Source organism: Arthrobacter sp. Cza30 (genome assembly GCF_059090765.1).
The window spans coordinates 416,102-430,400 of record NZ_JBNHGA010000003.1 but is presented as its reverse complement, the minus strand read 5'-3'; the positions used below and the strand labels follow the sequence as shown (position 1 = coordinate 430,400).

Genomic DNA, 14,299 nt, shown 5'->3' with positions numbered 1-14,299 from the left:
GCAGCGCTCAGCCCCTCACGCTGCGCGGGTCGTTCCCGTACGAGTTGCGCTCGGCGATCTGTCCGTTCTGGTCGCGGATGATGTGCTCGACCTGGCGCTCGCGCGCGAGCTCCCGACCGGCCGACACGGCGTCGGTCTTGGTTGCGAAGCCGCCACCGACGGTGTCCCCGCCTTCGATGCGGTTGTGCCAGGCATTGTCCTTGTGGAACGTCTCGACGTCTCCTGCAGGCATCAGGCTCTCCAATCTGTCCGTCGTCCCTTCCTAGCTGAGGACGCGGGAGGTGACAGCCCGCTTGCGACACAGCCGTCGGGTTCGCTAGCGGACGGAGAGCGAACGTTCAGCGCCGCCGCTTTCGCGTTCGCGCGGTGAAGAGCAGGTATCCGCTCAGCGTGCTGGCGACGGTCATGCCGGCGCCCAGCAGCGCGCTCTGCCAGTTGCGCCATCGCTCGTCGCGGACGATGAAATGGCCGACCGCGTTGATGAGCGCGGCGGTGATCATGCCGGCGACGAGTCGGTTGCCGATGCGTTCGGTCCGCGCCACCAGCGGGTCCAGTTCCGCGGCGCGGAGGTGGACCTCGAGGCCGTTGTAGTCCATCGTGTCCATCAGCCTGCGCACGCGCGTGGGCAGCTCCAGCATGAGAGCGCCGGCGTCGGTGGAGGCGCGTGCCATCCGCTTGGCAAGTGCCGTCGGCGAGAGCCGGTCCCGCACCAGCCTCCGGGCATAGGGCGTGACCACCGCCGTGAGATCGAAGGAGGGGTCGAGCTGCACCGCGATGCCTTCGATCATCATGAGCACCTTGAAGAGCAGCGACACCTCCCGCGGAAGCTGCAGCCGCTGCTCACGGAGCACGCGCAGCAGCTCGGACGCCATCCGTCGGAAACCCACCTCGCTGAGAGACCGATCGGCGTAGAGGCCGATGAACGACGCCAGCGCCTGACGGAACTCGTCCCGATCGATCATGCCCTTCGTCACCGACACGCGCACGAGGGCGTCGGCCAGAGCATCCGGGTTCTGCAGGGCGAACGCGATCAGGAAGTCGGCGAAGCGGTCGCGGAGCTCCTCGCTGATCTCGCCGACCATGCCGAAGTCGATCAGCGCGATGCTCCCGTCCGGCTGCACGAAGAGGTTTCCTGGATGCGGGTCGGCGTGGAAGAAGCGGTGCTCGAAGATCATGCGCAGCATGATGTCGGCGCCCGTCCGCGCCAGGGCAGGGCGGTCGACGTGGGCCGCCTCCAGGGCGGCCAGATCGTTGATCTTGATCCCTGTCACCCGCTCCAGCGTGAGAACGCGAGACGTCGTGCGGTCCCAGAGGACCCGCGGAACGTGGACGTCGGGGTGGCCGGCGAAGTTCGCGGCGAAACGATCGGCGTTCTCGCCCTCACGGAGGTAATCGAGCTCGCGGCGAAGGGTTCGAGAGAACTCCTGGACGATCCCGCGGACGTCGTACGTACGGGCCGGCTCCCACACCCGGGCCGCGCGGTCGGCAAGATTGTTGAGGATCTCGAGATCCTCGTGCACCTGCCGCACGGCGTCGGGGCGGCGAACCTTGACCACCACGGACGTGCCGTCCTCGAGCGTCGCGGCGTGAACCTGGCCGATGGATGCGGATGCCAGAGGCGCCGGGTCGAACGTGGCGAACAGCTCCTCGGGCCCGGCCCCGAGCTCACGCTCGATCGCCTCCCGGATCTCCTCAGGGGGCACCGGGGGAGCGGAGTCCTGCAGCTTCGACAGCTCCACGATGTACGCCGGGGGCAGCAGATCCGGGCGGGTGGACAGCAGCTGGCCGAGCTTGACGAAGGTCGGTCCCAACTCCTCCAGTGCAAGCCGCACGCGCGCCGCCACGGTGTGGGTCGGGCTCGTCAACCGGCGTCCGCCGTCGCGGCGACCGGCGGGGAGCCAGCGCCCGACACCGGTCGCACCCGCGAGGAACCCGAGCCCATGACGCGCCAGCGTGTCGGCGATCTCCTGATACCTGCCGAGATTCGCTCTCACCGCCGAGGTCGCCGTTCCGCCATCGGCTCATTGTCGCCGACCATCCCGGCACGGACAAGAGATCGCATTAGAGCACTCAGCCGCCGGATGCAACCGTCATGCCAGCAAAGGACTGGGCCGCGTAGAGTGATCGCCCTGAACGACAGCGCCTGATGGCCCGCGCAACGGAGGTCCCGTGGCCGGTAACGCGACCACTCGCTTCGACAACGTCTCACTGTTGTCGGTGGCGAGGACTCTGCCCAGTCGCGTGACGACATCCGAGGAGATCGAAGACCGCCTGTCGCTCGCGCTGCGGCGGCTCAGACTGCCCGGCGGACTCCTGCAGCGCGTCGCGGGCGTCCTCGAACGCCGCAACTGGGACGCGAGCGAGTCGTCGGACGAAGCCACCGTGACAGCTGGCCGCCAGGCGCTGGCGGAGGCGCAGGTGGCCCCGTCCGACGTCGGTCTCCTCATCAACACGTCGGTGTCACGGCGGCACCTCGAGCCGTCGGTGGCGGTGCGGCTGCACCACGGTCTGGCACTGCCGAGCTCCGCCATCAACTTCGACGTCGCGAACGCCTGCCTGGGGTTCGTGAGCGGCATGAGTCTCGCGGCGAACATGATCCAGGCCGGTCAGATCCGTTACGCCATCGTCGTCAACGGCGAGGATGCCGACGAGATCCAGGTCAACACGATCCGTCGGCTCCTGCGCAATGACGCCGGGCGTGACGCCTTCATGAGCGAGTTCGCGTCGCTCACGCTCGGCTCAGGCGCTGCCGCCGCGGTCCTCGGGCGCGCCGACGAGCACCCCGACGGTCACCGCATCCTGGGCGGAGTGACGCGCGCCGCGACCCAGTTCCACGAGCTGTGCGTGGGCAGCGTCGACGGCATGTTCACCGACGCGAAGGCTCTCCTGGACGGCGGACTCCGCTTGGTGGTGTCCGCCTGGAAGGAGGCATCCTCTGAGTGGGACTGGGCGAGGATGGATCGGTACATCACGCATCAGGTATCGGCCGTGCATACGAACGCGATCATCAAGGCCGCGAAGCTCGATCGAGCGCGTGTGCCGGTGACGTTCCCGAAGTACGGCAACGTCGGGCCAGCATCGATCCCCATCACGCTCGCGGAGGAGCAGGCGACGCTGGCGAGAGGTGACCGCGTGCTTCTCATGGGCGTCGGCTCGGGGCTCAACACCGCGATGCTGGAACTCGCCTGGTGAAGCAGGAGGCAGCCCGTCCGCCCAGCGGCCTTCCCGGGCTCGATCCGCGGTGGAGCCGCATCGTCGCCGTGCCCGGCACGGGGGCCGACGCAGGAGTCGTGCGGGAATGGCACTGCCTCGACACCGGCGCCGAGCTTGCGCGTCGAGGGATCGGCCCGCAGGGCACCATCCTCGCCGTGCACGGCAACCCGACCTGGTCGTATCTGTGGCGTCACCTCCTCACCGAGTCGATGCGCGCGGCCGAGAACGGACGCCCCCCGTGGCGCGTCGTCGCGGTCGACCAGCTCGAGATGGGTTTCTCCGAGCGCACCGGAATCCCACGCCCGCTCGCGCAGCGCGTCGCCGATCTCAGCGCCTTCACCGATGCGCTAGAGCTCGACGGGCCGGTGGTGACGCTCGGTCATGACTGGGGCGGCGTGGTGTCGCTGGGCTGGGCCATCGACCACCCGGAGTCGCTGGCGGGCGTCATGCTGCTCAACACCGCCGTCCACCATCCGGACGGCGTACCGATCCCTCTTCCGCTGCGGCTCGCACGTGCGCGCGGCGTTCTGGGCGGCGCCGCGGTCGCCACTCCGGCGTTCCTCGACACCACACTGTCTCTGGCCTCACCGGCTCTGGACGCCGACACGAGAGCCGCGTATCGCGCGCCGTATCTGTCCGCTGCGCGTCGCCGCGGGATCGGCGACTTCGTGGCCGACATCCCTGCCGACGGGCGCAATCCCAGTCGCCGAGAGCTCGAGCGGATCGCGGAGGGGGTCAGCAGGCTGGACGTGCCGGCGCTGCTGCTGTGGGGGCCGGAGGACCCGGTCTTCGGCGACCGCTACCTCGACGACCTGATCGACCGCCTTCCGCACGCAGACGTGCACCGGTTCGAGGGGGCAGGTCACCTCGTCGCCGAGGACCGACCGTACGCGCCTGCGCTCCTGACCTGGCTCGGCGAGCACCACGGCCGCTCGGCAGGCCGGGACACGCCGCCGCCGGCACCACGCGAGAGCGAGCCGTCGGAGGACGCCGGTGCATCGGCCTTCGCGCCGCTGTGGCACCGGCTCGACGAGCGTCGTGACGACGATGACATCGCCATCGTCGAGATGTCCCCCGCCGGCACGCCGGACCGCCGCGTGAGCTGGCGGCGATTCCACGATCGCGTTCAGCGGCTGGCGGCCGGGCTGCACCGTGTCGGGGTCCGCAAAGGCGACCGGGTGTCACTACTCATCGAGCCTGGTCCCACGCTCTCGGCCGTCGTCTACGCCTGCCTGCGGATCGGCGCCGTCGTGGTCGTGGCCGACGCCGGTCTCGGCATCCGGGGCCTGACCCGGGCCGTGCGCGGGTCCTGGCCGGACGTCATCATCGGCGGATCACGGGGCCTCTCCGCCGCCCGCGCGCTCGGCTGGCCGGGCATCCGCATCGCCGCCGGACGCCTGCCCAAGCCGGCGGCCGCCGCCTTAGGGGTGTCGTTCACGCTCGGCGACATCCTGCGCGAAGGCGCCGGCGCCTCACTCCCGGACCCCCCTGGCCCGAGCGACGCCGCAGCGATCCTCTTCACCTCCGGCTCCACCGGCCCCGCCAAGGGCGTGGCGTACACGCACGAGCAGCTCTCCGCCCTGCGGGACGCTCTCGCCTCGCACTTCCAGGTGACGCAGGACACCGGTCTCGTGACGGGGTTCGCACCCTTCGCGCTGCTCGGGCCGGCGCTCGGCACCCGCTCGGTCACACCCGACATGGACGTGTCCGCGCCGCGCACGCTGACCGCGTCGGCGGTCGCCGCGGCGGTGCGCGCGTCCGATGCTCGCCTGGTCTTCCTGTCTCCCGCCGCGATCCTGAACGTGGTCGACACGGCGGAGGCGCTGACCGCCGAGGAGCGCGCGGCGCTCGCCGACGTCGAGACGTTCCTCTCCACGGGAGCGCCGATCGGCGCGCGGCTGCTGGAGGCCGCCGCCGGGCTCATGCCTCACGCAACTCCTCACACGCCGTACGGCATGACGGAGTGCCTGCTGGTGACCGACATCACCCTCGCCGGCGTCCACGACGCCGCCGCCAGCCCGGATGCCGGTGTATGCGTGGGCTCGCCGATCGGGTCCACTCGCGTGCGCGTGAGTGCGCTGGACCGCGACGGGCGTGCAACAGGGGCGCCGACGGATGAGGCCGGCGTGCTGGGGGAGATCGTCATCTCGGCACCTCACCTGAAGGACCACTACGACCGGCTGTGGCTCACCGATCAGGCGGCGGTGCGCGACACCGACGAGCTGGACCCGACGGTGCGCTGGCACCGCACCGGCGACGTGGGTCACCTGGACGCGAGCGGACGACTCTGGGTGGAGGGACGGATGCCGCACGTCATCGTCACCGAGAACGGTCCGATCGCCCCGGTGGGACCGGAGCAGGGGGTGGAACGCGTGGACGCCGTACGGCGCGCGGCCGTCGTGGGGGTGGGCCCGCACGGATTGCGTCAGGCCGTCGCGGTGGTCGAGACCACGCCGCCCGCCGCGCGGGGCGGCCTGGCTGAGCCGGAACTCAGCCGCGCGGTGCGCGAGGCGGCCGGCATCCCGCTGGCGGCGGTGCTGACCGTCCCGCGGCTGCCCACCGACATCCGGCACAACTCCAAGATCGACCGGCTGCGGCTGTCGGACTGGGCTGAGCGGCTCCTCGCCGGCGAGCGACCGGCGGCGCCATGATCGTCCTCGTCACCGGAGCTTCCGGCTTCCTCGGCAGGGCGGTCGCGGCGCGGCTGGTCGCCTCGGGCCACGAGGTTCGCACACTGCAGCGACGGCCGTCGGGCGTCGAGGGGGCCGGCGACCTGCTCGGCTCCGTCACCGTTCCGGCCGACGTCGCCCGCGCGCTGGACGGTGCGGAGGGGGTTGTGCACCTCGCCGCGAAGGTGTCGCTGGCCGGCAGCGAGGAGGAGTTCCACGCGGTCAACGTGGTCGGAACCCGCTCGCTGCTGGACGAGGCGGAACGAGCAGGCGTGTCCCGGTTCGTGCAGGTGTCCTCCCCATCCGTCGCACACGTCGGATCGGCTCTCGTGGGGGTGGGCGCCGAGCGGGCGGATCCTCACCGCGCTCGCGGCGCGTACGCGCGCACCAAGGCCGAGGCAGAGCTCATCGCTCTGGCGCGGGATACGTCGACCCTCGCCGTCGTGGCCGTCCGCCCCCACCTGGTGTGGGGCCCGGGGGACACGCAGCTGGTGGCGCGGATCGTGGATCGCGCGCGTCGGGGCAGGCTTCCGCTGCTTAACGGCGGAACGGCCCTCATCGACTCCACGTACATCGACAACGCGGCGAGCGGGATCGCTGCGGCGCTCGACCGCGCTGATGTCGCCCATGGTCGGGCGCTCGTGCTCACGAACGGGGAGCCGCGACCGGTCGGCGAGCTTCTCGCCGGCATCTGCCTCGCGGCAGGAGTCCGGCCTCCTGGATGGAGCATCCCGGCGTGGCTGGGCCGCGCCGCAGGCGGGGCGATCGAGCAGGCGTGGCGGCTGGTACCGGGAAGCGACGAACCGCCGATGACGCGCTTCCTCGCCGAGCAGCTGTCGACGGCACACTGGTTCGACCAGCGCGACACGCGCCGCGTCCTGGACTGGTCGCCGGCGGTGTCGATCGACGAGGGGCTGCGCCGCCTCGCCGCCCACTACTCGCGGTAGGCCGCCGACGCCCGCGGCGTCGGGTTTGGGATGCTCCGATCAACCACCGGGTCCGACCGGATCGATGGGCGCGCCATCGCCGTTCTCGGGCAGGTCACCGCGCTCGACCGGTTCGGCCGGACCAGTGGGCAGGTCGGAGAAGAGGAGTCCGAGTTCGGCGTCCGACGGTACACGGACGGCTCTCGCGGCTGCCAGAAGGTCCGCCGTCGGGGCGTTGTTCATCCCGATCACCTGGACGAGCGCACCATCCCGGACCGCGATGTACTCGTGGATACCGCCTGCTGTCCGGTGCCAGATGCCATCCTCATCCGTGCACGTCACCGGTTCGTCGGGTGGTGCGTTCCACAGCGGAGTCTTCGCGCAGGATGATGCGGTCATCTCGCCGCGGTCCGTGCGGATGGTCAGCATGGCACCCGTGGTCTCGTTGAACCAGGTGGCCGACATCCCTTCGGCATCGACAGGACTGACCGACTGCGGCGCCAGCTCGTAGCCGTCCACATCGATGGCGAACACGAGGTCAGGCGCGATGCCGACGGCGCTTGCACGCTCGGCGATCAGGTCGGGGTGCGCGGCATCCGAGCCCCGCGCGGCCGTCGCGCAGCCGGCGAGGGACAGGGCGACGGCGGCGAGCGCTGCAGACGCGGCCGCGGTCGTCGTTGCGCGGAGTGCACGGGGGGAAGGCATGGGAGCATCCTTCCGCACGACAACGATCACCGCACGCGACACGGGAGATCGCTTCTGCGTTGCTGAGCTTCGCGAACGCGGTGAGGCTGCGGACGACCGGAAGCCAGCGAAGCGGCGCCGGCGCCTCGACCGATCGCCATCGATGTCGGCGCGCGTTTCAGCTGAGCGGCGCGGTCGACTGCCGGATCTCCAATCGAGGGGCGATCGTCCGCCGTGCGACGGATCCTCCCCCGCGGATCCGCTGGAGCATCATCTCCACGGCTGCCTGGCCGAGGTCGACGAAGTCGAGGGAGACGGTCGTGAGCGGGGGAGCGTAGAAGCGCGTCTCGGGCATGTTGTCGATGCCGACGATCGAGTAGTCGCGCGGTGCCTCGAAGCCGCGCGCCCGCATCGCGCTCATGAATCCCGAGGCGATGGCGTCGTTCGCCGCGAACACGGCGCTGAACTCCTGCGGATCCGCGATGTCACCGATCTCGAAGCCGGCATCGGCCGTCCAGTCATGGCCGCTGACGGGCAGTGGCGACAGGCCGTGCCGGGAAAGCGCGTCGCGGTAGCTCGCCTCGCGCTGGGCGGACTCGATCGTCGCCGGGTCGCCGGAGATGTGCCGGATGCGACGGTGGCCGAGGCCGATCAGGTGCTCCATTGCGAGGAGCCCAGCGTGGTAGGAATCGCTCCCGACGGAGTTCTCGGCCGCGTCCGGGCGCTCCGAGATGACGACGACCGGGATGTCTCCGACGAGATCGCTGAGCAGCTCTTCGCCTCCGCGGTAGGGCGTGCCCACGATGATCCCGTCCACCCCTGCCAGGAGCAGGTGGTCGAGGGCGGCTTCCACCTGCGAGGGGGATTCCGGGTCGCCGGCCAGGATGTCGAGCTGGCCGATGACCAGCGTGTATCCCGCTCGTCGCACGCCGGTGGTCAGCCCTTCGAGGATCGACCAGATGCCGTAGTTGGCCGGTCCCATCGCGATGACGCCGATCGCCTCGGCGCGGTTGGACTTCAGTCGCCGGGCGGCGGGATGCGGGCGATAGCCGAGCTCGGCGATCGCCCGCTCGATCCGCTCGCGCGTAGCCGCGCCGACGTAGCCGCCGGTGTAGTAGCGCGACACCGTCTGCGCGGAGACCTCCGCCAGCCGGCCGACGTCGATCATGCGTGGCCGACCGTCGAGTCCGCTGCCCCGCGACATAGCGACCACCTTCCTCGGTCCGTAATATAGCCCCCCTTTTCACTCTTGCGGCGACAATGCGTGATCGATAACGTATGCGTGATCGATCACACATCGGTCGCCCGTCCGGCTCGAGTTCTCGGGCAGGCGGCCCTCAGCAACGGAGTGCATCAATGAAGATCAATCGGCTCCTCGTGGCTTCTTCCGCGATCGCGCTGACATCGCTCGTCCTCACCGGCTGCACGCTGGGTGGCGGCGGGGGCGGCGGCAACGGCGGTGGCGGGGGCGGCGAGGACAACACCCTCACGCTGTACACGTATGAAGACGCCGGTCCCGCGGAGGTCCTGGTGGAGAAGATCGCGGAATTCACCGAAGAGACAGGCATCGAGGTCGAGGTGAACAACCTTCCGGGCACCGGCGCCGCCATCTACCCGGGGCGGCTGCGCACCGCCCTCGCCGGCGGCGAGGGCCCGGACGTCTGGCGCATCTGGGGCGGGTCGCTCGGCGGACCTTTCGCCACGGACGGCCTGGCCCTCGACCTGAGCGAGTACTGGGACGAGTACAACTGGGACGAACTGTTCCCGGAAGCCGCCAAGGAGGGCATGACCTTCGACGGGAAGACCTACGGTGTCCCGGTGATCTCGAACGCCGTGGTGGCCTGGTACTCGAAGTCCGCGTTCGAAGCGGCGGGCATCACAGAGGAGCCCACGACTTACGAGGAGCTTGTGGCCGCGAACGAAGCGCTCGTCGCGGCGGGGCAGGTGCCCCTCGGCACGGCCGGCGAACTCGGCTGGCACGTCATGCGGCTCTTCGAGTACCTGCTCGAGAAGAACGCCGGCGCCGAGAAGCACGATCAGCTCCTCGCCGGGGAAGCGAGCTGGGACGACCCCGCGGTCGTCCAGTCCTTCACCGAGTTCAAGGAGTGGGCGGACAAGGGCTGGATGCCCGAGGGCGTGATGGGGCTCGAGCCGGCGCAGGAGGAGCCCGGGTTCACCCAGGGCAAGTACGCCTACACGATCGCCGGCGGCTGGGCTGACAACTCGTACGTGCAGCAGGCCGAGGACCCGAGCGACTACGGGGTCTTCGAGCTGCCGACAGACCAGGAGCCGAACCGGCACTCCGGCTGGGTCGAGGGATACATGATCAATGCGGCCTCCCCGAACCAGGACGACGCCGCAGAGCTGCTCAACTGGCTCTCGCAGCCCGAGACGCTCAAGGCGCTGGGCATCGGGAACACGTCCGTCGTGGGCGCTGAGCCGGACGCCGATGAGTTCCCGCTGTCGGCCGAGGTGGCGGAGATCGCATCGGCCTCGCCCTTCTACACCATCCAGGACCAGGCGTTCCCGCCGGAGCTCGCGAACACGTACTACGAGATCCAGAGCCAGGTGCTGCAGGGGCAGCTCTCGCCCGAGGATGCGGCCGCGCAGATGCAGGAAGCTGTTCCCGCAGGACTCGAGCAGCAGTAAGGCGACGTCGCTGTGCACACCGTGACGCGCACCTCCCCGGCGGCGGGCCGTCGCCGGGGGCGGGCGATACTGCAGCACCCCTGGCTCTTCGTGCTCCCGGCGCTGGCGCTCTACACCGGATTCCTGGTCGCTCCGGCCGCCCAGTCGATCGTGATCAGCTTCACCGACTGGAACGGGGTCAGCCCCGACCCGAACTTCGTCGGGCTCGACAATTACGCGCAGATCTTCCAGGACCCCGTGGCCATGGTGGCTCTGCGCAACAACGCGATCTGGTCGGTGATGACCATCGTCGTCCCCATCGTGCTCGGGCTCCTGCTCGCTGTGCTGCTCAACGGCAGCTCTCGACTGATGCCGATGCTGCGGACGGTGTTCTACATGCCGGCGGTTCTTCCCCTGGTCGCGGTGGCGGCCATCTGGGGCTGGCTCTACGACCCGAGTCAGGGCAGCGTCAATGAGATCCTGCGCGCCGTCGGTCTGGGTGCGCTGGCGCAGCCCTGGCTGGGCCAGGACTCGACAGCGCTGGGAGCGGTCATCGTCGCGGGCATCTGGGTGCGCACGGGGTTCCCGATGCTGCTCTACCTCGCCGCGCTGCAGAGCATCCCCCACGAATTGTACGAATCGGCACGGACGGATGGTGCGAACCGGTGGCAGCAGTTCTGGCACATCACGATGCCGGGCCTGCGGCCTGCACACGTCATCGTGCTGGCGCTGTCGGTCATCGACTCCTTCAAGGTTTTCGACATCGTCTTCGCCATGACCAATGGCGGGCCGGGCAACAGCACACAGGTGCTCGGCACCTGGATGTTCGTCAACGTGTTCCAGTACTTCAACGCGGGCTACGGCACGGCGATGGCCGTGCTGATCACCATCGCCGCGCTCGCGTTCGGAATCCCCTACGTGGTGTCGCAAGTGAGGAGCGCGAAGTCGTGAGCACCGTCACCGAAACCGAACAGGCCGTGGCAGCGGCGCAGCAGATGCCGGCCGGAGGAAGACGCCGATTCCGGCGCGGTGCGCCCGCACGTCTGGCGGTGACCTTGCTGCTCGTCGTGGTCGCGCTGATCTGGTTCCTGCCCATCGTCCTCCTGGTGACCACGGGCATCCGGACGACGCAGGACTTCCAGCGGGGCGGAGCCGTGTCGTTCCCGACCGAGTTCACCTTCGAGAACTTCGTCGACGCTTGGAAGACCGGCGACTTCGCGACCACGTACCTCAACAGCATCACGCTGGCTGTCGTGAAGGTGCCGCTCGGCGTGTTCGTCTCGGCGCTGATGGCGTTCGCGCTCGCCAAGCTCAAGGTCCGCTTCCGTGGAGCCGTGCTCTTCGCCGTCTTCCTCGGGCTCACGGTCCCGATCTACATCGCACTCGTGCCCCTGTTCAACACGGTCCGCGCGATGGGGCTGATCGACAACATCTTCGGTCTGCTCGGGCCGTATCTCGCGTTCGGCATCCCGTTCGAAGTGCTGGTTCTCTACTCGTTCTTCCGGCAGCTTCCCGACGAGATCCTGGAGGCGGCCCGGATGGACGGTGCGGGGTCGTGGAGGATGTTCTTCCAGATCGTCCTGCCCCTCTCCCTTCCCGTCCTCGTCACCGTTCTCATCCTGGACGCAGTGGCGACCTGGAACGAGCTGCTGATGGCGCTCACGATCATCAACTCCGATCAGAGCAAGACCTTGCCGCTGGGCATGCTCAACTTCTCCGGTCAGTTCACCACCAACTACAACGGCCTCGCCGCGGCGATCCTCATCGGGATCCTGCCGATCCTGGTCGCGTACGCGCTGCTGCAGCGCTACATCGTGTCCGGCCTCACCGCCGGCGCCGTCAAGGGCTGACTCCAGCCCCTCGAAAGGAAGTGACATGCCCGCTGGGCCACGCCGCATCATCATCAACACCGACGCGAAGAACGAGGCGGACGACCAGTTCGCGATCGTCCACGCGCTGCTCTCGCCGACACTCGACATCCGCGGAATCATCCCGGCGCACTTCGGGACGCGCCGCACCCACCGCAGCGTGGAGGAGTCGCGCGAGGAAGTGGATCTCCTCCTAAGTCTGATGGACCTGACGGGTTCCGTGCACGTCGCCGACGGCGCACGCGAAGCGCTCGCCGACAGCTCGACGCCGAACCCGTCGGCCGGCTCCCGCCTGATCATCGACGAGGCGATGAAGGACGAGGGCACGCTGTTCGTCACGTTCCTCGGTCCTCTGACCGATATGGCGTCGGCGATCCTGGAGGAACCGGCGATCCAGGACCGGGATGTCGTGGTGGTCTGGATCGGCGGGCCGAGCTACGACGGGATCCTCCCCGGCTATAGCCCGGAGTTCAACCTGTCGAACGACGTGGTCGCGGCGAACGTCGTCATGGACTCCCGGATCACGGTGTGGCAGATCCCCATGTCGGTCTACACGCTCGTCGCCGTCGGGCACGAGGAGCTTCGCCAGAAGGTCGAACCGCTCGGCGACCTGGGCGCGTATCTCGTGCGTCAGGTCATCGAGTTCAACGAGGGCGTGCCGGACCTGATGATGGATTTCCGCTCCCTCGGGGACAGCCCCGCGATCGGCGCGGTCATGAACCCTCTCGGGGCGCTCTGGCGCGAGCGGCCCGCTCCGCGCTTCACCGCCGACGGCGAGATGGAACCGGAGGATGCCGGCCGGCGGCTCATCCGCGTCTGCGAGAGCATCGACGTCCGTTGGCTGCTCGAGGACATGTTCGCCAAGCTCCGTCGATTCGCCGGCCTCGCCTGAGAGGCGGGTGGCGCGGTGCGAACCGTGTGGATCGGATCGCGTCGTACTCAGCCGCGACGACTCATCTCGTTTTCATGGGTCGAGTGCTATCCGCGGCAGCAGGGCTTCCTTCGTCGCCGGCCGTTTCCGGGCGCTGAACGACCCTCACGCCTGCGATGCGGCGGCGATCGAGGGCGGTGACCTGGATCGCCGCGCCCGGAACCTCCACCGAGTCGCCGACGACCGCGAGTCGGCCGAGCTGCTCCGTGACGAATCCGCCGATCGTGTCGGAGGAGCCCCGCGGCAGCGACAAGCCGGTGATCTCTTCGAAGTCCTGAAGGTTCAGTCGGCCGTCGAGGACGTCGTCCGCGCTCGCGGGACCGGCGGCGGTGTCGTACTCGTCGAAGATCTCGCCGACGACCTCCTCGACCAGGTCTTCCAAGGTCACGATGCCGTCGGTTCCGCCGTACTCGTCCACGACGACGGCGATGTGGTGGCCGTCCGCGCGCATACGAGTAAGGATCGGCAGCACCCGCGCTGTCGATGGGAGGTACGAGATGGGCCGGACGAGTCGCTCCACGGGCCCGCCCGGGTTCTCGGCGGCCGCCTCGAAGAGGTCGCGCACATGGAGGAAGCCGGTGATGTCGTCGATCGACTTGTCCGCCACGGGATACCGCGAGAACGGGAGTTCGCGCACCTGAGCCACCGCCTCGGCGATCGTCGACGTCTCGTCGAGCGCGACGACCTCGGGGCGCGGGCGCATCACTTCGCTGATCTGCCGTCCCCGCAGTGACAGCACATCGTCGAGGATCCGCTTCTCGTCGTCCGGCAGTCCCTGCTGGGTCGCGACGATGTCGCGGAACTCCTCCTCGGTGAGTTCGTCGGCGGTCTTGTGCGGATCGCCCCCGAGCAGCCGGACCATCGTGTTGGTGGACACCGAGAGCAGCCAGATGACCGGACGCATCACGGTTGCGAACCCATCGAGCACGGGCGCGACAGCGTAGGCGAACTGCGCGTTGCGCTGTATGGCGAGGCGCTTGGGCACGAGCTCGCCGAGCACCAGGGAAAGGTACGCGATCAGCAGGGTCAGCAGGACGGTGGCGATCGTGGAGGCCAGCTGTTCCGGAACGCCCCACAGCTCGAACAAGGGGGCGACGGACGGCGCGATCGAAGTGGCGCCGTAGGCCGCGGAGGCGAAACCGGCGACCGTCACGCCGATCTGCACCGCCGAGAGGAACGTGTTCGGATTGCGGGCGAGTCCGGCGACCTTCTCACCGCGGCGACCGCGCGCCGCGATGGTGTTGATCTGGCTCTCCCGAAGCGTGACCAGGGCCATCTCGGTTGCCGCGAAAACGCCGCCGACCAGGACGAACACGACGACGAGGGTGATGTTCCACAGGAGGTCGCTCATCGACGAACGAGCTCCTCACAGTGGGCGGT

Annotated in this window: 12 protein-coding genes; 7 read left to right on the top strand and 5 right to left on the bottom strand. The window is 69.2% G+C overall.

Annotated elements, in window-relative coordinates; translation table 11 throughout:
* Positions 1-7 precede the first annotated feature (7 nt).
* The gene (locus tag AC5RVZ_RS11535) at positions 8-232 is read right to left on the bottom strand and encodes a DUF2188 domain-containing protein (RefSeq protein WP_494065895.1); all 225 of its coding nucleotides are present in this window, start codon (positions 230-232) and stop codon (positions 8-10) included.
* A gap of 106 nt (positions 233-338) precedes the next feature.
* Positions 339-1,994 carry an ABC1 kinase family protein gene (locus AC5RVZ_RS11530; protein ID WP_494065894.1) on the bottom strand — a complete coding sequence of 552 codons (1,656 nt, stop codon included), beginning with the start codon at positions 1,992-1,994 and terminating at the stop codon, positions 339-341.
* A 175-nt stretch (positions 1,995-2,169) separates the two neighbouring features.
* Between AC5RVZ_RS11530 and AC5RVZ_RS11525 the strand changes: the two genes are divergently transcribed.
* The 3 genes from AC5RVZ_RS11525 to AC5RVZ_RS11515 are packed head-to-tail and all read left to right on the top strand — an operon-like array spanning position 2,170 to position 6,829.
* The gene (locus AC5RVZ_RS11525; RefSeq protein ID WP_494065893.1) at positions 2,170-3,192 is read left to right on the top strand and encodes a 3-oxoacyl-ACP synthase III; all 1,023 of its coding nucleotides are present in this window, start codon (positions 2,170-2,172) and stop codon (positions 3,190-3,192) included.
* Positions 3,186-5,864, top strand: a complete 2,679-nt coding sequence (locus AC5RVZ_RS11520; protein WP_494066276.1) for an alpha/beta fold hydrolase — start codon at positions 3,186-3,188, stop codon at positions 5,862-5,864. Before AC5RVZ_RS11525 ends, AC5RVZ_RS11520 begins: the two co-directional genes overlap by 7 nt.
* Positions 5,861-6,829 (top strand): NAD-dependent epimerase/dehydratase family protein, encoded by a 969-nt coding sequence (locus AC5RVZ_RS11515; protein ID WP_494065892.1) that lies wholly within the window; start codon positions 5,861-5,863, stop codon positions 6,827-6,829. The genes AC5RVZ_RS11520 and AC5RVZ_RS11515 overlap by 4 nt, the downstream gene beginning before the upstream one ends.
* 39 nt (positions 6,830-6,868) lie before the next feature.
* On the opposite strand, the gene AC5RVZ_RS11510 is transcribed toward AC5RVZ_RS11515, so the two are convergent.
* Both AC5RVZ_RS11510 and AC5RVZ_RS11505 read right to left on the bottom strand, forming a co-directional pair.
* Positions 6,869-7,513: a hypothetical protein gene (locus AC5RVZ_RS11510; protein WP_494065891.1), complete on the bottom strand. Its 645-nt coding sequence runs from the start codon at positions 7,511-7,513 to the stop codon at positions 6,869-6,871.
* Positions 7,514-7,670: 157 nt separating this feature from the next.
* A complete protein-coding gene (locus AC5RVZ_RS11505) occupies positions 7,671-8,696 on the bottom strand; it encodes a LacI family DNA-binding transcriptional regulator (RefSeq protein ID WP_494065890.1) in 1,026 nt (341 codons plus the stop codon).
* Between the two features lie 152 nt (positions 8,697-8,848).
* Here AC5RVZ_RS11505 and AC5RVZ_RS11500 point away from each other — a divergent pair, with 152 nt between their 5' ends.
* From AC5RVZ_RS11500 to AC5RVZ_RS11485, 4 genes are read left to right on the top strand one after another with little or no spacing between them, the layout of a single operon-like run.
* Positions 8,849-10,141 (top strand): ABC transporter substrate-binding protein, encoded by a 1,293-nt coding sequence (locus AC5RVZ_RS11500; RefSeq protein ID WP_494065889.1) that lies wholly within the window; start codon positions 8,849-8,851, stop codon positions 10,139-10,141.
* 12 nt (positions 10,142-10,153) lie between these two features.
* Entirely contained in the window at positions 10,154-11,071 is a 918-nt protein-coding gene (locus tag AC5RVZ_RS11495) for a carbohydrate ABC transporter permease (RefSeq protein WP_494065888.1), read from the top strand.
* Entirely contained in the window at positions 11,068-11,970 is a 903-nt protein-coding gene (locus AC5RVZ_RS11490; protein WP_494065887.1) for a carbohydrate ABC transporter permease, read from the top strand. Before AC5RVZ_RS11495 ends, AC5RVZ_RS11490 begins: the two co-directional genes overlap by 4 nt.
* Positions 11,971-11,995: 25 nt before the next feature.
* Complete coding sequence (locus tag AC5RVZ_RS11485; protein WP_494065886.1) at positions 11,996-12,880, top strand: nucleoside hydrolase; 885 nt, start codon at positions 11,996-11,998, stop codon at positions 12,878-12,880.
* 61 nt (positions 12,881-12,941) lie between these two features.
* Here AC5RVZ_RS11485 and AC5RVZ_RS11480 read toward each other — a convergent pair whose 3' ends face one another.
* A complete protein-coding gene (locus AC5RVZ_RS11480; RefSeq protein ID WP_494065885.1) occupies positions 12,942-14,270 on the bottom strand; it encodes a hemolysin family protein in 1,329 nt (442 codons plus the stop codon).
* Between the last annotated feature and the right edge of the window lie 29 nt (positions 14,271-14,299).